General features: G+C 32.4%; 31 protein-coding genes. 11 read left to right on the top strand and 20 right to left on the bottom strand.

Going from position 1 to position 23,174, the window contains the following annotated elements; translation table 11 throughout:
* Positions 1-21: 21 nt before the first annotated feature.
* The 5 genes from J8M14_RS10780 to J8M14_RS10760 form a co-directional block, all read right to left on the bottom strand.
* On the bottom strand, positions 22-1,053 hold the full coding sequence (locus J8M14_RS10780; protein ID WP_211074619.1) for an AI-2E family transporter: 1,032 nt from the start codon (positions 1,051-1,053) through the stop codon (positions 22-24).
* A gap of 34 nt (positions 1,054-1,087) precedes the next feature.
* Positions 1,088-1,969 carry a mechanosensitive ion channel family protein gene (locus J8M14_RS10775; protein WP_211074618.1) on the bottom strand — a complete coding sequence of 294 codons (882 nt, stop codon included), beginning with the start codon at positions 1,967-1,969 and terminating at the stop codon, positions 1,088-1,090.
* A gap of 16 nt (positions 1,970-1,985) precedes the next feature.
* The gene (locus J8M14_RS10770) at positions 1,986-3,083 is read right to left on the bottom strand and encodes a DNA topoisomerase IB (RefSeq protein WP_211074617.1); all 1,098 of its coding nucleotides are present in this window, start codon (positions 3,081-3,083) and stop codon (positions 1,986-1,988) included.
* A gap of 25 nt (positions 3,084-3,108) precedes the next feature.
* Positions 3,109-3,543 (bottom strand): hemerythrin domain-containing protein, encoded by a 435-nt coding sequence (locus J8M14_RS10765; RefSeq protein ID WP_211074616.1) that lies wholly within the window; start codon positions 3,541-3,543, stop codon positions 3,109-3,111.
* Positions 3,544-3,632: 89 nt separating this feature from the next.
* On the bottom strand, positions 3,633-4,214 hold the full coding sequence (locus J8M14_RS10760) for a hypothetical protein (RefSeq protein ID WP_211074615.1): 582 nt from the start codon (positions 4,212-4,214) through the stop codon (positions 3,633-3,635).
* 326 nt (positions 4,215-4,540) lie between these two features.
* On the opposite strand from J8M14_RS10760, the gene J8M14_RS10755 reads away from it, so the two are divergent.
* From J8M14_RS10755 to J8M14_RS10730, 6 genes are all read left to right on the top strand, one after another.
* The gene (locus tag J8M14_RS10755) at positions 4,541-5,260 is read left to right on the top strand and encodes a flavodoxin family protein (protein ID WP_211074614.1); all 720 of its coding nucleotides are present in this window, start codon (positions 4,541-4,543) and stop codon (positions 5,258-5,260) included.
* A 9-nt stretch (positions 5,261-5,269) separates the two neighbouring features.
* Positions 5,270-6,550, top strand: a complete 1,281-nt coding sequence (locus tag J8M14_RS10750; protein WP_211074613.1) for a DUF2254 domain-containing protein — start codon at positions 5,270-5,272, stop codon at positions 6,548-6,550.
* 22 nt (positions 6,551-6,572) lie between these two features.
* Positions 6,573-7,175, top strand: a complete 603-nt coding sequence (locus tag J8M14_RS10745; protein ID WP_211074612.1) for a DUF2652 domain-containing protein — start codon at positions 6,573-6,575, stop codon at positions 7,173-7,175.
* Positions 7,176-7,325: 150 nt separating this feature from the next.
* The gene (locus J8M14_RS10740; RefSeq protein ID WP_211074611.1) at positions 7,326-7,832 is read left to right on the top strand and encodes a DNA starvation/stationary phase protection protein; all 507 of its coding nucleotides are present in this window, start codon (positions 7,326-7,328) and stop codon (positions 7,830-7,832) included.
* A gap of 42 nt (positions 7,833-7,874) precedes the next feature.
* On the top strand, positions 7,875-8,342 hold the full coding sequence (locus J8M14_RS10735) for a hypothetical protein (protein WP_211074610.1): 468 nt from the start codon (positions 7,875-7,877) through the stop codon (positions 8,340-8,342).
* A gap of 205 nt (positions 8,343-8,547) precedes the next feature.
* The gene (locus tag J8M14_RS10730) at positions 8,548-9,612 is read left to right on the top strand and encodes a response regulator transcription factor (protein WP_211074609.1); all 1,065 of its coding nucleotides are present in this window, start codon (positions 8,548-8,550) and stop codon (positions 9,610-9,612) included.
* 2 nt (positions 9,613-9,614) lie between these two features.
* On the opposite strand, the gene J8M14_RS10725 is transcribed toward J8M14_RS10730, so the two are convergent.
* The 3 genes from J8M14_RS10725 to J8M14_RS10715 are packed head-to-tail and all read right to left on the bottom strand — an operon-like array spanning position 9,615 to position 10,502.
* Entirely contained in the window at positions 9,615-9,818 is a 204-nt protein-coding gene (locus tag J8M14_RS10725) for a DUF6327 family protein (protein WP_211074608.1), read from the bottom strand.
* Positions 9,819-9,825: 7 nt separating this feature from the next.
* Positions 9,826-10,173: a hypothetical protein gene (locus J8M14_RS10720; RefSeq protein WP_211074607.1), complete on the bottom strand. Its 348-nt coding sequence runs from the start codon at positions 10,171-10,173 to the stop codon at positions 9,826-9,828.
* Positions 10,173-10,502 carry a YtxH domain-containing protein gene (locus J8M14_RS10715; RefSeq protein ID WP_211074606.1) on the bottom strand — a complete coding sequence of 110 codons (330 nt, stop codon included), beginning with the start codon at positions 10,500-10,502 and terminating at the stop codon, positions 10,173-10,175. The genes J8M14_RS10720 and J8M14_RS10715 overlap by 1 nt, the downstream gene beginning before the upstream one ends.
* A gap of 280 nt (positions 10,503-10,782) precedes the next feature.
* Between J8M14_RS10715 and J8M14_RS10710 the strand changes: the two genes are divergently transcribed.
* The 5 genes from J8M14_RS10710 (at position 10,783) to J8M14_RS10690 (ending at position 14,853) form a co-directional block, all read left to right on the top strand.
* Complete coding sequence (locus J8M14_RS10710) at positions 10,783-10,935, top strand: hypothetical protein (RefSeq protein ID WP_211074605.1); 153 nt, start codon at positions 10,783-10,785, stop codon at positions 10,933-10,935.
* A gap of 68 nt (positions 10,936-11,003) precedes the next feature.
* Positions 11,004-11,462 (top strand): hypothetical protein, encoded by a 459-nt coding sequence (locus J8M14_RS10705; RefSeq protein ID WP_211074604.1) that lies wholly within the window; start codon positions 11,004-11,006, stop codon positions 11,460-11,462.
* 42 nt (positions 11,463-11,504) lie between these two features.
* Positions 11,505-13,244 (top strand): thiamine pyrophosphate-dependent enzyme, encoded by a 1,740-nt coding sequence (locus tag J8M14_RS10700; RefSeq protein WP_211074603.1) that lies wholly within the window; start codon positions 11,505-11,507, stop codon positions 13,242-13,244.
* Positions 13,245-13,316: 72 nt separating this feature from the next.
* Positions 13,317-14,228 carry a mechanosensitive ion channel domain-containing protein gene (locus tag J8M14_RS10695; protein ID WP_211074602.1) on the top strand — a complete coding sequence of 304 codons (912 nt, stop codon included), beginning with the start codon at positions 13,317-13,319 and terminating at the stop codon, positions 14,226-14,228.
* A 241-nt stretch (positions 14,229-14,469) separates the two neighbouring features.
* Positions 14,470-14,853, top strand: coding sequence for a DoxX family protein (locus J8M14_RS10690; protein WP_211074601.1), 384 nt, complete (start codon positions 14,470-14,472; stop codon positions 14,851-14,853).
* A 458-nt stretch (positions 14,854-15,311) separates the two neighbouring features.
* Here the strand turns inward: J8M14_RS10690 and J8M14_RS23390 are convergent, their stop codons facing one another.
* The 12 genes from J8M14_RS23390 to corA all read right to left on the bottom strand — a co-directional run bounded on the left by J8M14_RS23390 (position 15,312) and on the right by corA (position 23,060).
* Entirely contained in the window at positions 15,312-15,728 is a 417-nt protein-coding gene (locus tag J8M14_RS23390; protein WP_348772841.1) for a type 1 glutamine amidotransferase domain-containing protein, read from the bottom strand.
* 107 nt (positions 15,729-15,835) lie between these two features.
* Entirely contained in the window at positions 15,836-15,994 is a 159-nt protein-coding gene (locus J8M14_RS23385) for a hypothetical protein (protein WP_348772840.1), read from the bottom strand.
* A gap of 4 nt (positions 15,995-15,998) precedes the next feature.
* Positions 15,999-16,298: an HPF/RaiA family ribosome-associated protein gene (locus J8M14_RS10680; RefSeq protein ID WP_211074600.1), complete on the bottom strand. Its 300-nt coding sequence runs from the start codon at positions 16,296-16,298 to the stop codon at positions 15,999-16,001.
* A 22-nt stretch (positions 16,299-16,320) separates the two neighbouring features.
* Entirely contained in the window at positions 16,321-17,157 is an 837-nt protein-coding gene (locus J8M14_RS10675; RefSeq protein ID WP_211074599.1) for a formate/nitrite transporter family protein, read from the bottom strand.
* A gap of 7 nt (positions 17,158-17,164) precedes the next feature.
* Positions 17,165-17,605 (bottom strand): nucleoside deaminase, encoded by a 441-nt coding sequence (locus J8M14_RS10670; RefSeq protein WP_211074598.1) that lies wholly within the window; start codon positions 17,603-17,605, stop codon positions 17,165-17,167.
* A 245-nt stretch (positions 17,606-17,850) separates the two neighbouring features.
* Positions 17,851-19,053 (bottom strand): GAF domain-containing sensor histidine kinase, encoded by a 1,203-nt coding sequence (locus tag J8M14_RS10665; RefSeq protein ID WP_211074597.1) that lies wholly within the window; start codon positions 19,051-19,053, stop codon positions 17,851-17,853.
* Positions 19,054-19,328: 275 nt separating this feature from the next.
* Positions 19,329-19,481, bottom strand: coding sequence for a hypothetical protein (locus tag J8M14_RS10660; protein WP_211074596.1), 153 nt, complete (start codon positions 19,479-19,481; stop codon positions 19,329-19,331).
* Between the two features lie 259 nt (positions 19,482-19,740).
* Complete coding sequence (locus J8M14_RS23290) at positions 19,741-19,869, bottom strand: hypothetical protein (RefSeq protein ID WP_282100254.1); 129 nt, start codon at positions 19,867-19,869, stop codon at positions 19,741-19,743.
* An 813-nt stretch (positions 19,870-20,682) separates the two neighbouring features.
* Positions 20,683-20,931 carry a hypothetical protein gene (locus tag J8M14_RS10655; protein WP_211074595.1) on the bottom strand — a complete coding sequence of 83 codons (249 nt, stop codon included), beginning with the start codon at positions 20,929-20,931 and terminating at the stop codon, positions 20,683-20,685.
* Positions 20,932-20,940: 9 nt separating this feature from the next.
* Positions 20,941-21,438 carry a DNA starvation/stationary phase protection protein gene (locus tag J8M14_RS10650; RefSeq protein ID WP_211074594.1) on the bottom strand — a complete coding sequence of 166 codons (498 nt, stop codon included), beginning with the start codon at positions 21,436-21,438 and terminating at the stop codon, positions 20,941-20,943.
* Positions 21,439-21,457: 19 nt separating this feature from the next.
* Positions 21,458-21,772, bottom strand: coding sequence for a LapA family protein (locus J8M14_RS10645; protein WP_211074593.1), 315 nt, complete (start codon positions 21,770-21,772; stop codon positions 21,458-21,460).
* Between the two features lie 199 nt (positions 21,773-21,971).
* On the bottom strand, positions 21,972-23,060 hold the full coding sequence (gene corA, locus J8M14_RS10640; protein ID WP_211074592.1) for a magnesium/cobalt transporter CorA: 1,089 nt from the start codon (positions 23,058-23,060) through the stop codon (positions 21,972-21,974).
* Between the last annotated feature and the right edge of the window lie 114 nt (positions 23,061-23,174).

Below are 23,174 nucleotides of genomic sequence, written 5' to 3'. Positions count from 1 at the left end.
GTAAATGTTTTTTAATTGACTTTACAATCTTTCCTGTCCTGTATTATCGGCCTTGCCATATTCGGATTTGTAAATTTGTACAACTATTAAAAATAGACTAATTAATAATGGTCCAAAAATTAAGCCTATAAAACCAAATAAAGGAACTCCGACAATGACTCCAATAAGCGTTATTATGGGATGTACGTTATCTAACTTTTGTAAAACGTATAGTCGAACTAAGTTGTCAGAAAATCCAACAACAACCAGTCCGTATATTAAAATTCCCCATGCCTGAAAAACGTTTCCGATTGAGTGAGTAATTATGAATACAGGTAATATGCCAATAATAGTACCTACAAATGGAATCATAGATCCAACGATTACGATAACGAACCAGAATAATGGATCTTCGATACCGAATATCAGAAATCCAATAAGAGCGACTATTCCTTGTACAATAGCGACTAATGGAATACCCACTGCATTAGATCTAACCATTTTTTGGCTTTCATCTCCTATAATTTTTAAATTATCCTTGTTAATCGGAATATAATCAAAAAGCGATTCTCGCAACATTTTCCTATTGGTAAACATGTAATAAAGAAGAAAATACATAATTCCTATGGATACAAAGACATTAAAAGTCCCTCCTGCGAAACTTTGTAAGTTTTCTGTGGTCCAATCTGAAATAGCTTCAGCATCTAATTGTGAGCTGAGATCGTAACCAATCTGATTTTCCCAAGTATCTAGTCTTCCTTTAAGTGCTAAAATGACTTTTTCAAAATTCCCGGCAACACTTCCAATTTTATTACTTAACATTGAAATTAAACCAACCACTGGAACCAATATTCCTAAAAAAGATCCAATAAGTAACGTGACCGCAGCAAGATCAGGATGCCAACCTTTTCGGACTAGAAGTGCCATCCACTTTCGTAAAATGACATAAATAGTGATCGCTCCCAGGATACCCGATAGATATGGAAGGATTTCGATAAAGATAAGTCCACCAATTAAGAAAATAAGAAGTAACACAAAAACTTGCCGTACAACATTTGGGCTTATATTTTTCATTTATAATTTTTTGATTTTACGCTTTAAAAACATCTTATTTTTTTTCTTTCATTAAATTGAATTCCTTGGGAAAATCTAATGTACGTATCGGGAACGGTATATTGATGCCTTTTTCATCATACACCTCTTTGATCAACATCATGGTTTCACTCTTTGCTTTTGCTACTTCTAATGCTGAGGTAGAATTGATCCAAAAACGAAGCTCATAGTTAATGGAACTATCTCCAAACCCTCTCCATAAGAACAATACGTCATCTTTATTTTCTACAGCTTTAAAATTGTTAACAACGGTATCAATAGTGAGTTGCTGTACCTGTCTTAAGTCAGATTCGTATCCAACACCACATTCTAAAATAACTCTGGATTGCGATGTGGTAGAATAATTTTTAATAGGGTTTTCTACCACCAATTTATTGGGAATGTAAACTAAATTGTTATCTACTTGTTTAATGGTTACTGCTCTCAGGTCAATGTCGATTACCTCGCCTTCATAGTCATTGGTCTCTATCCAATCACCATATTTTAAATTTTTAATATAAGATAAGATAATACCCGAATAGGTATTAGCTAAAGCACCCTGTAATGCTAAACCAACGGCTAATCCTGCAACTCCCGCGCCAGCGAGTATGGTGTTTAACGCTTTTCCAAGATTCAATATACCTAAAATCAGAAAGAGTCCAAGAAGTATGACAACAATAGAAACTAATTTGGCGATCACTTTTTTCATGGAACGCTGTAAATTACTCCTGTCCAAAAGTTTTAAGATTAATTTACTTACGTATTTTGAAGCAATCAATGCTATGATAAAAACTACTATGGCTATGAGCAAGTTTGGTAAGTTGACAACAATGGCATCTAACCAGGATTCTAGTTTTGAAAGCATTTTATTCCAAGCTTCTACAAGTTGATCATACATGGTTTTATATTTTTTATTAATTATTAAGTTTTAAAAATTCTGGAGTATAGTTATTCAATATTTTTAAAATTGCCTGTTCGGTATTGGAGAAATATTTCTTTGGCACTATTTTGTTGTCTATTTGATCAAAATAATTATCGATGGTTCCATCTTCATAACCGGATATTATTGCAGGATGGACATAGTATTTACGACATACATTTCTGGTATTTCCTAAACCTTGCGCAGCGGCATCATAAGCTTTTAAGATATTCTTATGAATTTCTTTTTCATTATCAGTTATGCCTAATTCCATTAATTTTTCAAATGATATAGTGGTAGCTCCCCAAGTCCTGAAATCTTTGGCGGTAAATAATTCACCACCAATATTATGGAGATATTCATTTATCATACTACTCTCTACCGAATGTTTAATTCCTTGATCATCGTAATACTGAAATAATTCCCACCCCGGTATTTCTTCGCATCGATTCACCAAACGCATCAGTTTTTTATTCCTTAGGGTTACGGAATGTTTTTTGCCTTTTTTGCCCACAAATTGAAATTTCATTTTATCCTTTTCAACGTGCAGATGGCGAGTTCTCATAGTAGATAATCCGTATGTTTTATTTCTTTTAGCGTATTGCTCATTACCAATTCTAATATGAGTTTCTTCCATCAATCTTATGATAAGTGCAAGTACTTTTCTTTTGGGCCAGCCTTCTTGCTCTAAATCTTTATCAACTTGTTTGCGTATTTTAGGTAGTTGTTTTCCAAAATCAGACATTTTATAAAATTTAGTTTGATTTCGAATTGCTTTCCATAATGGATGATAGCGATATTGTTTTCTGTTCTTAAGATCCCTGCCTATAGCTTGTAAATGACCGTTGTCTAGAGCTGCTATGCGCACATTCTCCCAGGCAGGAGGAATGACCAAGCTTTCAATTCTTTTGATGTCTCGTTTGGTTGATAATATGTCCCCGTTAAGTAGATAGATAAAATCTTTTCCTTTTTTTTGTCTAAGGATGGTTAACTTATCGTCATTCACATATACAAGATCCAATTGATCAATAACTTTTTCAGGAGTTTTGATAATTTGTTTTAAAAATTTTGGATTTGTAATATTGGCTCCCATCTGCTATTATAAATTCCTCTCTAATTTATCTATTTTCTTTAATAAAAGCGGCATAATCCTTTGCGAGTGTTTCTTTTTGTTTGTTAGTCAAAACTTTCCCTGCCATCTGAAAAACCTCGTGTTCCTCTTCTTCTAAGTGTTGTACTACTTTTTCCTGGAGTTGTTTTGCAATTTTTAACCAAGCTGATGAGGAGTATTCTGTCTTCTCAAGTTCTTCGACTAATTCATCAATTTCGTGATGTTCTGCAATGCTGTGTCTGGATTTTTCTTGAGTTCTGTCACTATCAATTAAAGGGACATAAAAGTGGCGTTCTTCTCCATCAGCGTGTATAGCTAATTCTTTTTTTAGTTCTTTAAAAATTTCGTCTCTATTGGTTGTATCTCCAGACGTTTCTACCAGTTTATCAAGTAATGATCGCTGTATTTCGTGATCCTCTCTTAATACTTCAAAAATATTCATAATTTATTTTTTTAATAAAAATGACCTCTTCAATAATATCTAAAGAGGCCATTTCATCAACTAACCATATCTATCTGGAATTAGATATACTATTTAGTGAAAATCACTCTAGATTTTTTCAAGCCCGATTTAAACGTATTAATATCTTTTACATACTTATACTGATCATTGAAAACTCTATCTGGCTTTTTACCCATTATAATATGTTTAACATTAAGATCCGGTGCATTTAGAATAACTCTATCGGATACTCTTAGTTTTTTATCTCCCAATGTTTGATCTGTTTCTTTTAATTCTGAAATTACATACACCTTGTCGTTAGAAGCAATAATCTCTTTTATGTCAATAGAGTGTTCTTTACCAGTTACTTCAGCCTCTACAGTTAATGTCAATTCTTCCCTTTCTTCAGAGTTTGGCATATCTACATCTACATAGGGTACTTCAACTTCTACTTCTTCCATTACCACTACGACCTTAGGTACTTTTACTGTTTTCGTTTTAGTCCCTACATTCACGTCAGCCCAATCTACATCAAAGGTCGGTAGTTGACCTGCCTCTGTATCAACATCTACATCGACATCTACATCAGGTAATTTCGCTTCCTTTTTTTGTTGCACATCACAACTAGTTACTAAAAGGATGATCATAAATATTCCTGCAAGTTTTTTCATAATTAAAGGTTTTTTTAGTTTAAAAAAATAAAGGCTACTTATATTAACACATCACATTTGCCCTAATGATATTTTACGTTTTTGATTTTTAGTAGCCCATATCTTCAGTTTACATTATTTTGCAAATTAAAGGTAGATTTCAAGGATCGATAAACTGTGCGCATATACATTTATCCTTAACTGTTTTAAAAAGGAAGTCGTAATAAAAATTAAAAAGTGTTCTAATTATTGTTTGAGTTAACAATAATGGCGATTCCGCACGGAATGTTAAGATCAAATTCTGAAATTGAAAATCACGTTGTTTAATTTCAAAAACCTCTTAAATCATGCGCTCTTCAGAAAAAAAAGATTTTTCCAACCTCAAGGCTATTTATATTAATTGTACATTAAAAGATTCTTCTCAGCAGAGTCATACTGAAGGCCTGATGAATGTGTCAATGGATATTATGAAATCAGAAAACGTATCTGTGGAATATTTACGATTGGTAGATTATGATATTGCCTATGGCTTGATGCCGGATATGAAAGAAGAAGGTAAGGATAAAGACGATTGGCCTGAAATCTATGAAAAGATTATGGATGCAGATATTCTTATTATGGGAACACCGATATGGTTAGGAGAAAAATCATCTGTGGCCACGAAATTAATTGAGAGATTGTACGGAATGAGCGGAAAAATAAACGACAAAGGACAATATATTTATTATGGAAAAGTAGGAGGTTGTGTGATTACGGGTAATGAGGATGGGATCAAGCATTGTGCAATGGGTATTTTATATGCGTTACAACACTTAGGATATTCGATCCCACCACAAGCGGATTGTGGATGGATTGGTGAAGCAGGGCCTGGACCTAGTTATCTTGATGAAGAATCGAATGCTAAGAATAATGAATTCACCAGTAGAAATACTACTTTTATGACATATAATTTATTGCATCTTGCGAGTATATTAAAAAAGGAGAACGGCTTCCCTTCTTATGGGAATTCCAGATCCGCCTGGGACGATGGTACACGATGGAATTTTGAAAATCCCGAATACAGATAGTTTTTAAATATGAAAGTTGCGTTAAAGTTTTTGAAGAAATTAAAAAGCACCATTTTTAACAGTATAGCTTTTTATCCAGTGTTGATTAGCATAGCTTTCTTTTTATTAGCTATACTATTATTGTTTGTCGAAAATTTAGAAGTTGTTCACACTTTTAAAAAGAAAATTCCTTTCTTAATTGTTCAAGATCTTGAAACAGCAAGGACTATTTTATCTACACTTTTTGGAGGAATTTTATCGTTGACAGTTTTTAGTTTTACTATGGTAATGGTAGTTTTAAATCAGGCATCTACAAATTTTTCTCCTCGATTACTACCGGGTCTTATTTCTAACAAAAAACACCAAGTCATATTAGGATTTTATATCGGAACTTTACTGTACAGTATTATTGTATTGATGTCTCTAGGTGCTTATGGGTCAGACAAAAATGCTGTAGGGTTTTCTGTGATGATTTCTGCAGTTTTAGGCGCTTTTTGTGTTGGTCTTTTCGTCTATTTTATCCATAGTATTTCTCAGGCAATACAAATACATAATATTATAAATAGAATCTTTTATAAAAGTAGTGAATTAATACTAGGTGAAAAGAAACAACAAGAAGGCACTGAAATTGCATATCCAGAAATTTCTCGAGATAGTTGGAAAATAATTCGGAGTAATAAAACCGGATATTTTAGATCTTTTGATGTTTCTTTACTAGAAAATGCATTCAAGAAAAGAGGAAATGTTATTGAAATAATTCCATATGCTGATCAACATATTTGGAAAGACGATCCAGTTTTAAAAGTCAAGGGTCAACTGTGTGAAGATGAAATAAAACCCTTACAGCTTTGTTTATATATTTTATCTAATCGTCACGAAGATGATAGTGGCGTTGGTGGGATGATTAAATTAACTGAAGTAGCTGTAAAAGCACTCTCGCCTGGAGTAAATGATCCGGGTACGGCTATTAATGCCATTTCAAAACTTGGGCAATTATTATCCCAGGTATTGATGATCAAACCCAGAACTTTTGAAAAAATTCCTAAGTGCGAGATTTTAATAATTCATAATAAAATTCCAGCAAAAGAACTGATGCGAATCGTAATACAACCCATAAGAGAATACTCAAAAACAGATAGTTCGGTAGCCTACGAATTAATGTCTGCTTTGATTTATGTTTGGAATACAAAACAAATTTGTACGGATTATGTTACGGTCATATCTGATGAAATAAAAGCCTTACAGACCGATTTAAAAGTAAATATAAGTAATAATAAAGATCTAAAACGTATATTAGATTTAGTAGAATGATTTACAAAAATAATATAGAAGTATGGAAGCAGAACCAACATTAATATGTATCCCTGATATAAGTGGCTTTACTCGTTTTATGAGCTCTACAGATATAGAACTCAGTTCAAAGGTGATTCCATCTTTACTTAATAAAGTGATTTACGCCAATAAACTGGATCTAAGGGTTTCAGAAATTGAAGGTGATGCAATTCTCTTTTATAAAACAGGACGATTACCCACTTTTGCCGAATTGGTATATCAATGTAGGTTATTTTACACAGAATTTTATGAACAATTAAAAATATTACGTAAAAAATATAAGCACAAAAAAGGAGGAAATAAGATTCCCGAAATTTTGGGTTTAAAAATCGTACTTCATTATGGAAAACAAATAAGTGCTGTGCCCATTGGTAAAAATATCAAATTAATGGGAGAGGATGTTATAATTGCACACCGATTGCTTAAAAATAAAATTCCTATAGAAGAATATATTTTACTTTCAGAGGACCTACTTTCGGAATATAAAGAAGATACTATAGAGCGTAATTTTGGTTGGGGCGAACTACATGATCGGGAAACTGAATATCAACATATAGGAGAAGTCAATTATAGTTATATTGATTTGGCGCCTGTACTGGAATAAACTTTTTCTTCACTATTCACAATTGAGTTAAGATAAATAGTAAATGAGCAAAAAATGCCATTTTGCTCGTAATATATTTGTATTGAACAAAAAGAATCATACTTATTTGGTTCATTTTTCAATAAAAATATTAATCTAAAAAAAATTGCTATGAATTATTTGAATATGAATGAGAAAAAGCTTTTACCAGTCATATTAGAACTAAACATTTTATTGGCAGACTACAACTTATATTATCAAAAATTACGCGGATTCCACTGGAACATTCTTGGGAAGAATTTTTTTGATCTTCATGAAAAATTTGAAGAACTCTATAACGATGCCAAAATTAAAATTGATGAGATAGCAGAACGTGTATTAACCTTACAGCATCATCCTGTTAGTCAATTTCAAGAATATATAAAAATGGCTACTATTAAAGAAATAACTCCTTTGTTAAAGGATACTGAGATGGTAAAAGAATTGCTGGAAGATCATAGGAAATTACTTACCCAGATGCGGATTGTACTTACTCATGCTGATAAAGCTGGGGATGAAGGTACGATAGATATGATAGGAGCATATATTGGAGAATTAGAAAAATTGAGTTGGATGTTGCATGCGTGGTACAAAAATACTTCAGATCAATTCGATACAAGTATGATAAGAGAAGCATAATACTAATTATAAAAGAATTAATAACCATTTAAAATTTATAAAATGAAAACAATAAAAATTTTAATAACATTTGTTTTAACAATTACCTTAACTGGAGCAATGGCTCAAGAAAATAAACAGGTTTTAAAAACTAAAGTTACCAAGACTTATAATTTTAAAAAGGATGGTAAAACAATTCCTTATCGAGTAACGGTTTATAAAACTGCAAAGTCTAAGGTTATGTTGCAAGAATCTGATAAAGAAAAATTAAATCAAAGCAGAAAAACAGTGCCACAACAAGTGACAAAGTTAATATATGTAGACAACGATTTATATAGTGATTATGACAAATATATTGTGTTACGCTATACTCAGGATGCTAATGACAGCTTTGAGTTGAAGCCAACTGAAAGAGGTTTTAAGGTAATTGTCGATAAGAAAAATGTAGAGTATATTTTCGGAGAAGGATTATACTTTGTAAATAACGCCGACAGAGATTTTTTCTTTGTAGATGAATTTGATACTATTTAAGATTAGATTATAGACAATGTGTTAATAAAAAAGACTCCTTATTATAGGGAGTTTTTTTATGGAAAATCTGGAACGGAAGTATTATTTATAGCAGATTTGATGTATCTTAACATGAAATTATTAGTTTTTGGATTATAATTTAATAATTGTTTCACTTTTTTATTTGTAATTCAACAAGCAATCATTTTCACGTAATATTATCAATATGTATTTAGAAACACCAACCGCTATAGAAATTAATATTACAGCTCAAAGTACTGAGGGTACAGTTCGTCAAATTCAACAAGTAATTGGGGGTACAATAGAAGAAAGATGGGGAGAGTATGTTTTGACAGTTAATAATCTCAATGCCCATGGATCCATAAGATTTATTACTTTTGATTGGGGCGTAAACTTATTAGAATATGACATAACATTTCACAAAGATTACGTGTTGGTTATGGATACATCAGAGTATAATCCTATCCATTTTACATATTGTCTAGTTGGTCACTGTGGACACCGATTTGGGTATCAAAATGAAATTCGTACCCTTGAACAGTTTCAATCCGTAATTATTACAAGTCGAGATGGGGGGTATAATTATGGGTATTTTCCGAAAGACGAAAAATTAGAGATTAATGTGATCCAGATTGCCAGAACGAAGTATCTGAAAAAGAGATTAAATAATGTATCACAGCTTAACCAAAAACTGTATCAAGTATTTATGGATTCTGACCATGAGAATACCTTCGCCTATTTTGGAACTTTTAATTTGAAATTGGCTGATCAAATTTCGGCTTTGAGAAAGGTGAGACAAAAAGGAATGATTCGTATTCTTCAAATTGAAGGAATGGTTTATCAAATTCTCTCTATGCATATCCAACAACATGATCGTGCCATGAAAGAGGAAGTATTGCCTACTACATTGTTGAAACGCGAATTAAAAATTATAAGAAACTTAGCCAAAAAGATTATCAAAGATGTTTCTAAAGATTACTCGTTAGAACAATTAGAATTAGAAACTGGTTTAACCCAGGCCAAACTTCAGGAAGGTTTTAAGGTATTATATGCAAGAACGGTAACAGAATACATTCGCCACGTAAGATTACAAGCTGCTAGAGATTTAATTAAAACCACAGATATGAATATTTCTGAAATTGTTTACTCAATAGGATTCAGTAGTAGAAGTTATTTTTCAAAGATATTTAGAGAAAAATATGATATTAGCCCTAATGAGTTCAAGAATAAAACTACTCTACCAGTTGAAGAGGTGTCTAACGTCGCCTAAGATTACTTAAAAAGCCTTCTTATTAAATAAAATATACCATATTTTTTTATGGCGCTCAAAGCTGTTGATACCCATTGGTAAGGTTGAAGGTCTTCTTTTAACTCATATTTGAGTAATTTGATTTCTTCCATCGAAATTTTTCGCTGTAAATTAAGTTTTCGAAGATCTTGCTCAATCTCTTTGAAGGTTGTGTATGTTTTTTCCATGATGTTTTTAATCAAAAAATTCTTTAGACATTTTCTTGATAATATTTTTATCAATCTGTTTTCTTAGAAGATATCCTATTATTGTACAAATAAAAAGCATTACAGACATTAATAGACAAGCCAACGAAGTACTTCCTATGGTTTGTCCCAACCAAATTGCTCCAGCTACGGTTAGAAATATTAGACCTAAGAAAAGCAAGCCGCCAATAATAGCTAGCTTGCTTAAAAAGGAAAATGCTCTTGCTAGTTGTTGAAACGCTTTGAGCTTATAATACTCTTGAGAAGTTTTAATATAAGTTTCTCCAGAATCATATGCTTTGTTAGAAGTTTCGTTTAATGCGTCAATCACTCCCATTACGATTTCTGTAATTTTTTGTTCTTAGCTTTCAACTCACTTAATTTTTTTTCAAGAGAGCTAATTACATCATCTGCTTTATAACTTGCATCAGAAACTAGTGATTCGATTTTTGTATCTAGCGTTTCTCTTTGAGTAGATACGGTATCTGCTATCTGATTTTTTAAGTTAGAAGCCTCCCTTTGTAACTGATCTTTGGTTGCTTGCGCTTCATCTACTATTCTTCTTCTTGTGTTTACTCCCTTGTCTGGGGCAAATAGAATACCCAAAGTTGCACCAATAGCAGTCCCTGCTATTATTCCTAAAAATGTATTACTGTTATTACTCATCTTTTTAATGTTTTTAAATTCTATATTAATTTGATACAAATCTCTTTAAAAATATTCAGGTTGTTTAACTCAAATCATAGCCATGTTAACGTATATGAATTTTAGCAATAGAATTAATATTTATCTTAAATGCGTTCAGCCTTTTGCTTGTCTCAATCTATCTTTGAGTAACATAAAGGTCTTTAAGGAAGTGCAGAAAACTTAAGAATGGAGAAATTCTAGAATTTGTAAAAAAGAAACATATATATAAAATAAAGTTGAACTAAAAAAAATGAAAACTATGAAATTCGTAAAAGAAGATGATGAGCAAAGAAGGGACTATATTTTCCAAAAAAATACAAAAACAAAGTTAGGAGCAAAATTTATTATTATCGTTTTGGCTTTGTTAATTGCTGGTGTAGTTGTGTCTGGAATGTTCTTAGGTTACTTTTAAAACCTAGAAATACTCAAGGATCAATAAATATTGAAAATTCTCATAATTAAAGTTTAAAATAATATACAATGGCAAAAATAAAGCAAGTAACTCTTGATCGAGTTCCCGAATATGTAGAAGTTGATGATACCAAAACCAATGCAATTATTGTCAATACCGACATAGAATTTCATCCTATAGATATTTCTGGAAACATGGAATATTTATTACACGTCTTTGTGTACGATATCCATGGGATAAATGATGTTCCTGTTCTGATTCCTAATTGGGATGATAGCCAGATATCAAGAGTAGTTAGGAATGATCGAAAAGATGATTTTTTATGTAAAGAGAGTCAATTAATCCGATGTAGTGAGGTCAATGAGGAACAGATTACAATTAAAACACCGATGACCATAAAGTTAGGGAAACTTCAAGATAATACTTCTGTTTACACAAGGAAATTCAAAGTGTTTGCTACGTTGATTCCCGCTGTATATCGTGCATCAAAATGGTCTGAAGATTTTGAATCACAATTGGTATTTTAATACGAATCGCACAACAGTTAATGATGTAATAAAAATAAAAACATGAACGTATCAGAACAATTACTAAAAATATTACAAGATGAAGGAGTCAAGCACATTTTTGGAGTAGCTGGTGACGCCCTTAATCCTCTGGTAGATGCTATCGGAAAACAAGATATCATAGAATGGATCGGTGTTAACCACGAAGGCAATGCTTCATATGCTGCATTTGCACAGGGAGAGTTGAATGGTAATTTTGGTGTTTGTGCTAGTACGGTTGGACCAGGAGCTTTACATCTTATTAACGGCTTATACAATGCAAAAAAAGAACGGTCTCCGGTAATTGCAATAACAGGACAGATTCCAATTGAACATTTGGGGACAAATTATCATCAAGAAGCAGATCTCAAAAAGATTTATGACGATGTATGCAAATATCAAGCAATTATAAGATCGCCGGAAGAAGCACCTAGAGTAATCCTCCGAGCTATACGAATAGCAGTTAATCATCAATGTGTATGTAGAATCGAATTGCCTGCCGATATTGCACAGATGAAAGCAGAAAATAAGGATTACGTTCATACCGTTTTCAGGTCTAATAGTAATATTATTCCCAGTCAGGAGGAATTGAATAGTGCAGCAAAACTTATCAATGAATCCGAAAAAATTGGGATTTTGGCAGGAGTTGGGTGCAGAGAAGCCAGAGATGAAGTGGTTCGCTTTTCGGAGATGTTAAAAGCACCGATAACGCATACGCTAAGAGCTTCAGATGTATTTGATCATAAAATGGAGAATGTTGTTGGGTTAACAGGGTTAATTGGTAATCCTTCTGGTTATCAAGCAGTAATGGATTGTGACCTGTTGATAATGTTAGGTACAGACTTTCCGTATACTGATTTTCTTCCGGAAAACACTAAGACTATTCAAGTAGATCTTAGACCGGAGAATATTGGCAATCGCACGTCTGTGGTACTTGGGCTCCATAGTGATATTAAAAGCACTATTACATCACTTACGGGATTATGTGAAGAAAAGCAAGATGATAGATTTGTAAAGGAACTAACTGAAAAATTTAGAGATTGGAAAACTTCCAATAATCAAAAAGCAGATCCCTCTAGCGATATGGAGCCGCTTCACCCTCATATTTTTGCAAAGGGTGTTAGTGATATAGCTTCAGATGATGCTATTTTTACTATTGACACAGGTACAGCTGCCATCTGGGCTTCTAATTTTATGAACTTCCATGCCGATCGCCGGATCATTGGATCCTTTAATCACGGTTCTATGGCTGTAGGTTTACCGGCAGCGATAGGTGCACAGCTTCAATTTCCTAATAGAGAAGTTTGGGGGTTGATAGGTGATGGGGCTTTTAATATGTCATTACAAGACTTTTCTACGGCAGTGAATAATAATCTTCCAATAAAAATTATAGTCTTTAATAATTCGCAGCTAGGTTTTGTGAAAATTGAGATGGAAGAAGCTGGCTTAGCACCTAATTTTGATGCCTTAAAAGTGGATAATTTCAACTTTGCTGAATATGCGAAACTATGTGGAGGTGATGGAGTGAAAGTAGAGCACGCAAAAGATATTATGTCGGCGATACAGGAAGCAAAGAGATCCACCAAACCATTTATAATCGATGCAGTCGTGACAAATGCCGAGTTATCACTTCCTCCAAAAATAGGATTCGAAGAAGCGAAAGGTTTCGGGATTTCCAAAATAAAAGAAATTTTTAGAGCCTTTAATGGTGAAAAAGAACAATGGGAAAATATTAAACAGGAAATAGAAGCGTATTTCGATTAAAAATGCTTAATTCGTCAATATTTTGAAGAATAAAAGAGCTTAATCACTAACTAAATATCATATAAATTAAAAATGGAAAAATTAGGACTTACACAAGAAAACTGGGAACAATTCATTGCTTGGGTGTGGGACTTTTTGCCTGGTGTAATCTCAGCAATTGTTATTTTTTTTGTTGGGATATGGATAATCAATCTCTTCAGTAAGGGGTTGCGTAAATTTTTTAAGAAGAAAGATTACGATGAAACTTTAGAACGTTTCTTGTATGACCTCATTAATATTGGCCTAAAAATATTGTTGATTATATTAGTGGTTACTCAATTAGGAGTACAAACATCTTCACTGGTAGCTATATTGGGTGCAGCTGGTCTGGCTGTTGGATTAGCTTTGCAGGGCTCTTTATCTAATTTTGCAGGAGGTGTGATGATTTTATTTTTTAAGCCGTTCAAGATTGGGGATTTTATAGAGGCGCAAGGGGTATCTGGTACCGTAAAAGAAATTTCAATATTCAAAACTAAACTCAATACTTTTGGAAATCAATTAGCAATCATTCCAAACGGAAAGTTATCGAACGAGAATATCATTAACTACTCTTCAGAACCAACACGTCGCAACAATTTAGAAATAGGAATTTCGTATACCAGTAACATCAAGGAAGCGAAAAATATCCTTTTGGATCTTATTAATAGTCAAGAAGGTGTTATTCAAGATCCGGCACCAGAAGTGGTAGTTTCCAATTTAGGAGACAGTGCAGTTACATTATCACTCAGATATTGGGCTTCGTTAGAAGATTATTGGCGTATTCATTTTTATGCTGTTGAAGAAGCCAAGAAACGACTAGAAGACAAAGGTATTTCTTTACCGTTTCCTCAAAGAGAGGTGCACGTTTATAATAAAGACAGCCAAAATGCTAAAAAATCATCTTTTGGGACTGATAAAACGACTATCGATATAAATACTAAGGAAGAGAATAATGGAGAGCAATAGACTAAGCATAGTGAATGAAGATCAGCACGAAGCACAAGAAATAAAGGGTATAGTAAAGAAAAAGCTTCGCATATAGCAAATACTGATAATAGTAGTGAAAAAGGTGGTAGTGCTTCAAAATATGAAGATAGAACTAAAAAGAAGTTATACGATCAAGCGAAGAAAATTGGTATCGAAGGTGGATCTAAAATGAATAAAAAGCAACTTATCAGAGTATTAAGAAACAATTAAAGAATACATTATGAATTATGTAATTATAGCAATGCAAGTTATTGTTGGGCTTAGTATTTTAAATGTTTGGCTTGTTCAGAATAAAAAGCCAACAAAATGGAGGGGCGGTAAGGCCAAAACGATCTTTGAAGAGTTTAAAGCTTATGGATTACCAATCTGGTCATGTTATGTTATCGGGGATTTGAAAGTTATATTGGCAATCCTCTTAATAGCCTCAATTTGGTATCCCGTTATTAAAGAGCCAGCAGCGTTGGGATTGGCACTACTTTTATTGGGATCAATAGCTATGCATTTCAAAATCAAAGATCCATTGTATAAATCCTTTCCGGCATTTTTGTTTTTTTTAATGTGCACGTTGATTGCAGCGAGTAGTCATATTCAATTGATTTTTTAAGTGATAGTATTAATTATCAAATAATGGATACAGATATATTCATTCAACAATCCATAAATAAAGGCAGGAGCGGAAGCAAAAAGATTATCTCCGATTTTTATTCTAATTCCGAAACCAAGCAGTATTAATATTGCTAAACCTCCGGATGATATGATAATTAATATAGGAGAAAAGATATAACCGATGATAGGTCCAATGCTTCCTGTTAATTGTAGAATTCCTGCTAGAGGTCTTTTTTTTCTAAGCCAAAACGAATAAATTCATTGCTCATATGTACTGTGCTAAGACAAGTAATTCTATAGGAAAGGAACGATATGGAAAAGAAGAAGATAATTACAGTTATTGTATGCAAAGGGTGGGTAAAATTATACAAAAAACATTAGGTAAACCCATGGTTTGAAAGAATACTAGTTAAGCCTCTCAAAAAGAATAGGCGTTTTCTTGATCCAAATAAAACACTAATTTTGAAGCATCTCAAAAAAAAAATCGGCGACCTCTATAGAAGATGCAGGATTTTGTCCTGTAACTAAGTTTTCATCTTGCACAGAGTATGATTGCCAATCATCAGCTTTACTATATACACCTCCATTTTCTTTTAGCATATCTTCTACCAAAAACGGGACTTCATCAGTCAGTTCTACGGCTTTTTCTTCACTATTTGTGAAACCAGTAACCTTCTTTCTTTTAACTAAATATACACCGTCCGAAGTTTTCACATTCTTTAGAGCTGCTGGAGCGTGACAAACGAGGCCAGTCGGCTTTTTGTTTTCATAAAATGACTGAATTAAACGAATAGAATCTTTGTCATTAGAAAGATCCAAAAGAGGTCTGTTACCGCCTGGATAGAAAATACCATCATAGTCTTTTTCATCCACTTCAGAGAGTTTGATAGTTTTACTTAGTTTCTCTTTTAAGTCTTGATCTTTATGAAAGCGCTGAGTTGCTTCCGTTTGGTTTTCAGGTTTGTCACTACTAGGGTTGATTAGTGGGGTTGTCCTCCTTTTGGGGAAACTAGTGTAATGTCTACTCCTTTGTCCGCTAAATAATAATAGGGTGCGGCAAATTCTTCAATCCAGAAACTGGTTTTTTCTCCGGTATTTTCTAGCTTGTCATGTGATGTAAGTACAAATAGAAGTTTCATGTTTTTAATAAGTTTTCATTTTCTCTTTCCTTTTTTCTAACTGATCGTTGAGGTCGCGAATGGTTTCTATGATTGCTTCTTCATAACTTATTTTCTCAGATGAAGCATACAATCGTGGTCCCGGAGCACTTAATCTAATACCACAGATGTGTCCTGTGTCATCATCTCTGTTTTCTTTCTTAAAGAATATATCTCCGCGAATTACAAAAGGATATTTATTCGAAAGATTACTTAATTTTTTTTCTACAAATGATTCTAGACTATCACTTGCAGATACATTGGTGTATTCAAAAACTGTTTTCATTTATTTTTAACTTTTATATTTATTAATTATTTCCGTTGTATGCAAAAGCTTTGTATTTTAATAAAGCTACAAATACAACTCCACCTATAGCATTTCCTATAATTGCAACTCCTTGAAAGGATAGATAGTCTGTTATTGTAATTTTTTTTGATACAATTAACCCTGAAAACACCTCAATATTCCCTACAATAGAATGATGCAAGCCCATAGCGCCAATAACTGCTGTGATAATATAGATAACCAAAATTCTACTAATCGTACTATCCGAAGACGTGAGTAACCAAGATAACAATCCCATTAACCAGCCTGCTAATATCGCACTTACAAATATGACAGTTAGATCACTGTGAAGTACATGTTGTGAAACTTTTTCGACAATTTTTACATCGAAAATTCCTAATTTGGGACCAATCCAAATGGCGATTATGCTTATTAATATTCCTCCAAAAATATTACCGGTAAGTACTAATCCCCATAATCTGAAAAGATCTATTACTTTTGATTTTTTATTTAATACGGGTAATGTAAGTAAAGAGGTTTGCTCTGTAAATAACATGGATTTCCCTAAAACAACAAGAATAAATCCAACAGGATAAACCAGCGCGTTTATCTTCCATATTATGGCGCTATTTGTTTCATTAATGAAAAAAGCGGTCATTACACAGATTAGTAAAAAACTGAACCCAATTTCTAAGCCAGCGGAGAGCGAGCTCAATAGAATACTTGAGTTTGTTTTGTCATAAATGACTAATGCCTCCGAGACTTGTTCTCGCAAGATTTCGGAGTGTGACATAGGTGAATTTTCTTGCGCTTCACCATTAGTATTCTCATTAATTTTTAGGTTTTGATTTTCTACCATATCATTTTTACCAAACTGCTAATGCTTCGTTTCTAAGTAGCTGCGTCATATTAAATTCTCTATGTCTCTTTTCTTGGTCAAAGGAATAGAACATTTGGGTGTATATGAAGTTATGTTTTTTAGCATCTTCTGCTGAAACCCCAAAATAAATTGCCTTGAAACTTGCCCAATGGCAAGCCCCCAGGCACATCAAGCAAGGCTCACAACTAGTATATAAAATACAATCTGAAAGATTTTTGCTTTTTAAAACCTTACAAGCTTCTCGAATCGCCAAGATCTCTGCATGTTGCGTTGGGTCTTGTGTTTTTGAAACCTGATTATATGACTGTGCAATTACATGATCATCCTTTACTACTACTGCTCCAAACGAAGCTGCTCCATGAGTAATTTCACCCTTGTTTGCAAGGGCAATCGCTTGCTGCATAAAGTGAATATGTTTCTCCTGCATTATTTTTCTTTTACTTTCCCAACTACTACTAGATCAATAGGTTGGTATTCTGGTTTTAACTTTTTGTATAATCTTAGTTGTGGTTGTGTCAGGATGTCTCCTATATCCGAGCTTTCCATCGCATAATTTAAATTTTAACTAGGTTGTTTTTTGTTTAAATTTACTTGAAGTCTAGATAAAAGAGGTGCTATTATGGAAGATTGATTAACTCTAAACAAAAAATAGTATAAATATTTAGAGTTTTATTAGTTTTTTACAATAGAAAATGAGAATGTACTACCTTCTCCACTGGAAGATGAAACCTTTATTTCTCCACCTAGATTCGTAACAATTTTTTTTACAGTGGCTAACCCTATTCCTGTTCCTACATTACCATCGCGATCCGCTACACCAACTACTGAGAAAAGATCGAATATTTTATCTAGGTATTCTTTAGGTATGCCATCTCCATTATCATTAACAGAAAAATTGTAGAAGTCTTCACTTTCTGTAACGCCAATATTAATTAAGGGGTTTGGTTTCGAATTGTACTTTATACCGTTAGTGACTAAATTAATTAATATCTGCATCAGCGCAGCTTTATTCAAAATCAGCTCCTGACAATTATTTTGAATATTAAAAGTGACATTGTGATCTGTGTTTGTAATATTTTCAATCTCTTGTAAAAGTTTAACTAAGTTTATTTTTTCCTTTCTATGAGAAAATAGTTCATCACTTTTGTAGAATTTAAGAATCCCGTCAATATAATCTTTAAGAGAATAAGAAGAAGTTTTAAGGTATTCTAAGTATTGTAATGACTCATCATTTAAAAGATCTTTGTTGTCATCTTCCAATAACTCTGTGAGGGATATAATATTGGCAAGAGGCGATTTTAGATCGTGAGAAACTATACCAGCAAATTTTTTTAAATCGTCATTTCGTTTTTTTAACTTATCCTGAAGTTGTAATAATTTCAAATTTTGATAACGTTGTTCAAACAAGTTTACAACTTGTTTAGCCATAGCTAATAACGCATTTTTTTGTTCGACAGACAAACTACGAGGCTGTCTGTCATAAACACACAATGTACCTAATTTAAACCCTTCTACATCCACGAGAGGTGCGCCCGCATAAAAAATAGCGTCGTGATCTGTTACCAGCGGGTTACCAATAAAACGCTCATCTTTTCTAGAATCCTCTATAATTGTTAATTCTGCTTCAGAGTTAATAGCGTGACCACAAAAAGAAATTTCTCTAGGGGATTCATTAAAAGGTACGCCATGGTGTGATTTTAGAAAGTTTCTTTCTTTGTCTAATAATGTAATGAGAGATATGGGAGTGTCACAAATATATGACATTAATGAGGTTATGTTGTCATAACTCTCTTCTGGTAATGTGTCCAATAATTGATATTTTTCAACTGCTTTTTGTCGTTGTTTTTCGTTGTGGGGTAACTTAGGTGGTGTCATAATTGTAAAACTATAAAAAAAATAGAACCTGGAGTTAGGAAGTCTATTTAATATCTATAGAGCCGTATTTGTACTTAAAATTTCCCAATATGACATTTCTGCATAATTCGTGCATTTTCTATTATTTTTTTGTTTTTTCCAGTAATTGATTTCGTTTCTTAAGTTTTTTGCGTTCCTTGAAGTTGATGATATACCATTTTTAGAAGACATATTGTTATATACTTTAATTTTAGAAATAGTTAAATGATAAAAATGTCATGAGCAGATGTGCTCACTTAAATAGAGTGGACCATTGCATTGATGTTATGCTGCTTTACTAGTCGTTGAGTAAAAGCTTTATGCCCCTTTGGAGCTAGCAAGTGAAGTTTTCCTCGTTTCATCCCAGCCATAAAACTTAAGACTTTCCACTTTATGACTAATTTTTTCAAATTGGTGCTTTTCAAGGCTATGTCGGAATAATGTTTAGCTCCTCCATGGGTAGTGAATGATAGGTCGGCTCTTATTTTCTCATTATTTGATTTGCTAGTAAAGGCTTTGGGATTTTCAAATCCTTCAGCGATAGATTTAACGGTTATAGTTGGTTTTTTTTTCGACCCAAGAAAGTGCTTTGTATATATGTTTGTTTTTTTTCATAATTTCGATATATAATGTTCTTATTTTATGTGATTGATTCTCTTTGTTTTATGATCAGGTTGTGACCGCCTTTTTAGACTTGATTCCGACTTTAACCTTTTTACGAAGTCCTCTTAAATATGCCTTACTTCCAAAAAACTTCTTTCTCAGTCCAGGTCTTTGTATGTTGTTTCTATTTTTCATAATAGTTCTTTCTTGTTATATTGAATTACAAAATCAATGCTAATACTATTGCATATATAGCAACTGATACTGTAATTAATAGTGTTAATGATTTTATTAATTTTTTTTTGAATTTCATTTTAATTGGTGACTTTAGAAATTCTATTTTACCTGTGTATAGCATATTTGCTTGCACTTGGTAATTCTTTTAAGAATTTGAAAAAAGGATTAAAATAAATTTTAAAATATCTGTAATAAGTTTCCATAAGTAAATAATTTTTTAATGTTAATAATTTAGTTTTTAACTTTAGATAAAAGTTATTATTAATGCTATCATAAAAACAAAAGTTGAGACCACAGTCAATAGTATGAAAGCGCTTTTTCGTTTATTATTCAAAACGTATTTTTTTTTGATTAATAATTGATTTGTATGAAAGTCAACAACTAAAACTAAATGCAGGATGGCATCAGAAAAGATTGAAATGTTTTTTTAGGAAATATTGACTTCTCAATCACACTGTAGTAATATAAGTCCTGAGATAAATTTGTCAAGTGCTTTAACTGGGTTTAACTTTATTAAGCATTGTTTAACATAAATAATGTGAATAGCTGGATTTATTTGTTAAAAAAAATAACAATAAAAACATTATTTTTTTAGTTAAACTTCTGTAAAAATGTAAAAATGAGTGAATTTGATTCAATAAAAGTTGTTTTTTTGATTAAAATCGTCGTAAATTAGGTTGAATATGCTTAGTTCGATTGTCTGCTTAGAATAGAACGAATATCTTAATAAAGTCATAATTTTATTTCTGAATTCCTGGTACATTCATATCCTTAGTCAAAGAATTTGTAATCCAACATTAAAAGGGTAATATCAATTGGGTCTATTACAGATGGTAAAAATGCACCAGCAATGTCTCCCACGCTTAACCGGATATTAAATCGGACATATTTTTTTCTAGTGCAAGGCTTGTATCCCACTAGATGGACAAACCATTTTGTACCACCACCGCTAAGAACCAATCCAGCTTTGTGATTTTTTCTGGTTAGTGAGTTCGGTAATTTTTCAAAAGTTGTTTTCAAAAAAATACTTTATGATTTGGACCAGGCCGTAAACATCCAATGCCTTTTTTCTAATCTTCTCATAAACTGAGTAACAATTTCTTCGGTCACTGTATCTCCAGAATCCAACGCTGCATTTAAGACATCTAATAATGAATCGTGCAATATTCTAAAATCTTTTAGAACTTCTTTTACCATTCCTAATGGAGCTAAATCATCTTGAAGTTCCTTGATATCAGCTAGACCTAAATGTTGTTGTAAAGTGTATTTAGGTTTTAATCCAAATACTCTTATTCTTTCAGCTATAGTATCTGTTTGTAATTTTGCTTCATTGTATTCTACTTCAAACTGCTCGTGTAATTCAAAAAAATCTCCCCCTTCTACATTCCAATGAAATGTTCTTAATTTATGATAATGTACTATATAATTTGCTAGAAGTTTATTTAGCGCTACCACGATTTCGGCAGTTTCTAGATAAGTAAATCCTAGTTTTTTATATGTTTTTTCTTTCTTTAATGTATTGTCCATAATTTTATAATATTATATGTTATTTTTCTATCTGTCCTTCAGATAGTATAGTTTTAGATTCAGGCTCTGCTAACTTTTCTTTTTCTTTCACTAGTGTTTTTACTTTTTTCTGTGACTGGTCTCTTAATTTTTTTAGATGATAAATTGTAGGCATTATGGCTACCACTGTTATTAGTATTGCAATTGAAAATGTGGTGAATAATATCATTGACAACGAGGCCTGTGCTTCCCAAAAGAAAAGTTGAATTTCAACAACTTGAGAGTTTTGTAAGGTAAAAATGGTAATTGCAATTAAAAAGATTGCTGATATGGCTAGGGTGATTAATTTTTTCATTATTTTGATGTTAAAGCTTGTCAACTTTTGTATGTAAGCAGTTTTTAAACTTTTCCTCTGATTTTAAAGTAAATAAAAGTCCGTAAATATATTTAACACTATTGATGTTAATGTTAGCTCATATGCGATTTATGACTAAGGGAAGAAGAATGAGACGAGGTTTAGCTATTTAATAATGTTTAATCATTAAGAAATTATATTAAAGCCATTTTTTTCTTCTGAAAAAAACAAGAAGACCAACAAATAAAGTTATCATAATACCCCATAAGATATAATAGGCATTTTGGTATTTGAGCTCTGGCATGTATTCAAAATTCATCCCATAGACGCCTACTATAAAAGTTAGAGGAATAAAAATAGTAGCAATGATAGTCAACACTTTCATTATACCATTCATCTTATTGCTTATTGTGGTCATATACATATCCATAAGCCCCCAGATCATTTCTCGGTATACATCAATATTTTCATTAATATGAATGATATGGTCATTAAGATCTTTGAAGTAATCGATATGTTTTTCCTGAATAAAATCTGTTTCAGATTTTACAATTCGGCCAATGATCTCACGTAGCGGTAGAATACTTCTACGAATTCTAAGAATCTCTCTTTTTAATGATTGGATATCCTGAGTTATCATATCATCCGGTTGTTCAACAAAGAGTTGCTCTTCCAGAAGCTCTACTTTTTCTCCCAAATCCTCAATCACCACAAAGTAATTATCAAATATAGCATCAATAAGGGCAAAAGCGAGGTAATCTGCTTCAGAACCTCTAATTCGGCTCTTCGCATTGGCAATACGCATACGAACTGGATCAAAGATATCTTCTTCAGACTCTTGGAAGGTAATTACATATTCCTTGCCTAATACCATAGAAATATGCTCGATTACAAATTCTTTGTTTTTGTTGAAATACATCATTTTAAGTACTAAAAAAAGATAAGTATCATATTCATCGATCTTTGGACGTTGATCTGTATTTACTATATCTTCAATAATAAGTGGATGTAATCCATAATGTTGGCCTATTCGAGTAATTTCGTTTGTGTGGCTTAAACCATTAACATTGATCCAGGTAATATGTTCATTACTTTTGAAAGTAAAAGCCTCCTCGATATTATTCGTATCTTTAACCTCGAACATATTTTTGGTATAGTCCTGAATCTCAATTTTGGTCGATAAATGTTCTTTTTCACCTATATACACTACAGCCCCTGGTGCTTTTCCCAAACTTTTTGAGGATTTGGATACTTTTAGTTTTGGATGCAATGATTTTCTTTTTTTCATGTCTAGGAGAACTTTTCATGTAAAAATACCGAAAAGTATTTTGCTAAAGTTTTCATATAGCCCTTGTGTTCAAAAGAAATAAATGTAAATTCAGGTATTGTAACCAAAAACTAC

The organism is Aquimarina sp. MMG016, from assembly GCF_018100805.1.
Classification (GTDB): domain Bacteria; phylum Bacteroidota; class Bacteroidia; order Flavobacteriales; family Flavobacteriaceae; genus Aquimarina.
This window is presented reverse-complemented; position numbering and strand designations above follow the sequence as displayed.

Bases quoted from the DNA above. Each gene is read 5' to 3' on its own strand.
- J8M14_RS10700 (WP_211074603.1), top strand. From the start codon at position 11,505: ATGAACGTATCAGAACAATTACTAAAAATATTACAAGATGAAGGAGTC.
- J8M14_RS10715 (WP_211074606.1), bottom strand. From the start codon at position 10,502: ATGAGTAATAACAGTAATACATTTTTAGGAATAATAGCAGGGACTGCT.
- J8M14_RS10780 (WP_211074619.1), bottom strand. From the start codon at position 1,053: ATGAAAAATATAAGCCCAAATGTTGTACGGCAAGTTTTTGTGTTACTT.
- J8M14_RS10670 (WP_211074598.1), bottom strand. From the start codon at position 17,605: ATGCAGGAGAAACATATTCACTTTATGCAGCAAGCGATTGCCCTTGCA.
- J8M14_RS10740 (WP_211074611.1), top strand. From the start codon at position 7,326: ATGAATTATTTGAATATGAATGAGAAAAAGCTTTTACCAGTCATATTA.
- J8M14_RS10690 (WP_211074601.1), top strand. From the start codon at position 14,470: ATGAATTATGTAATTATAGCAATGCAAGTTATTGTTGGGCTTAGTATT.
- J8M14_RS10675 (WP_211074599.1), bottom strand. From the start codon at position 17,157: ATGGTAGAAAATCAAAACCTAAAAATTAATGAGAATACTAATGGTGAA.
- J8M14_RS10775 (WP_211074618.1), bottom strand. From the start codon at position 1,969: ATGTATGATCAACTTGTAGAAGCTTGGAATAAAATGCTTTCAAAACTA.
- J8M14_RS10680 (WP_211074600.1), bottom strand. From the start codon at position 16,298: ATGAAAACAGTTTTTGAATACACCAATGTATCTGCAAGTGATAGTCTA.
- J8M14_RS10765 (WP_211074616.1), bottom strand. From the start codon at position 3,543: ATGAATATTTTTGAAGTATTAAGAGAGGATCACGAAATACAGCGATCA.
- J8M14_RS10750 (WP_211074613.1), top strand. From the start codon at position 5,270: ATGAAAGTTGCGTTAAAGTTTTTGAAGAAATTAAAAAGCACCATTTTT.
- J8M14_RS10645 (WP_211074593.1), bottom strand. From the start codon at position 21,772: ATGAAAAAATTAATCACCCTAGCCATATCAGCAATCTTTTTAATTGCA.
- J8M14_RS23290 (WP_282100254.1), bottom strand. From the start codon at position 19,869: ATGAAAAATAGAAACAACATACAAAGACCTGGACTGAGAAAGAAGTTT.
- J8M14_RS10725 (WP_211074608.1), bottom strand. From the start codon at position 9,818: ATGGAAAAAACATACACAACCTTCAAAGAGATTGAGCAAGATCTTCGA.
- corA (WP_211074592.1), bottom strand. From the start codon at position 23,060: ATGAAAAAAAGAAAATCATTGCATCCAAAACTAAAAGTATCCAAATCC.
- J8M14_RS10770 (WP_211074617.1), bottom strand. From the start codon at position 3,083: ATGGGAGCCAATATTACAAATCCAAAATTTTTAAAACAAATTATCAAA.
- J8M14_RS10665 (WP_211074597.1), bottom strand. From the start codon at position 19,053: ATGACACCACCTAAGTTACCCCACAACGAAAAACAACGACAAAAAGCA.
- J8M14_RS10705 (WP_211074604.1), top strand. From the start codon at position 11,004: ATGGCAAAAATAAAGCAAGTAACTCTTGATCGAGTTCCCGAATATGTA.
- J8M14_RS10695 (WP_211074602.1), top strand. From the start codon at position 13,317: ATGGAAAAATTAGGACTTACACAAGAAAACTGGGAACAATTCATTGCT.
- J8M14_RS10735 (WP_211074610.1), top strand. From the start codon at position 7,875: ATGAAAACAATAAAAATTTTAATAACATTTGTTTTAACAATTACCTTA.
- J8M14_RS10760 (WP_211074615.1), bottom strand. From the start codon at position 4,214: ATGAAAAAACTTGCAGGAATATTTATGATCATCCTTTTAGTAACTAGT.
- J8M14_RS10650 (WP_211074594.1), bottom strand. From the start codon at position 21,438: ATGGACAATACATTAAAGAAAGAAAAAACATATAAAAAACTAGGATTT.
- J8M14_RS23385 (WP_348772840.1), bottom strand. From the start codon at position 15,994: ATGAAACTTCTATTTGTACTTACATCACATGACAAGCTAGAAAATACC.
- J8M14_RS10710 (WP_211074605.1), top strand. From the start codon at position 10,783: ATGAAATTCGTAAAAGAAGATGATGAGCAAAGAAGGGACTATATTTTC.
- J8M14_RS10730 (WP_211074609.1), top strand. From the start codon at position 8,548: ATGTATTTAGAAACACCAACCGCTATAGAAATTAATATTACAGCTCAA.
- J8M14_RS10755 (WP_211074614.1), top strand. From the start codon at position 4,541: ATGCGCTCTTCAGAAAAAAAAGATTTTTCCAACCTCAAGGCTATTTAT.
- J8M14_RS10720 (WP_211074607.1), bottom strand. From the start codon at position 10,173: ATGGGAGTGATTGACGCATTAAACGAAACTTCTAACAAAGCATATGAT.
- J8M14_RS10745 (WP_211074612.1), top strand. From the start codon at position 6,573: ATGGAAGCAGAACCAACATTAATATGTATCCCTGATATAAGTGGCTTT.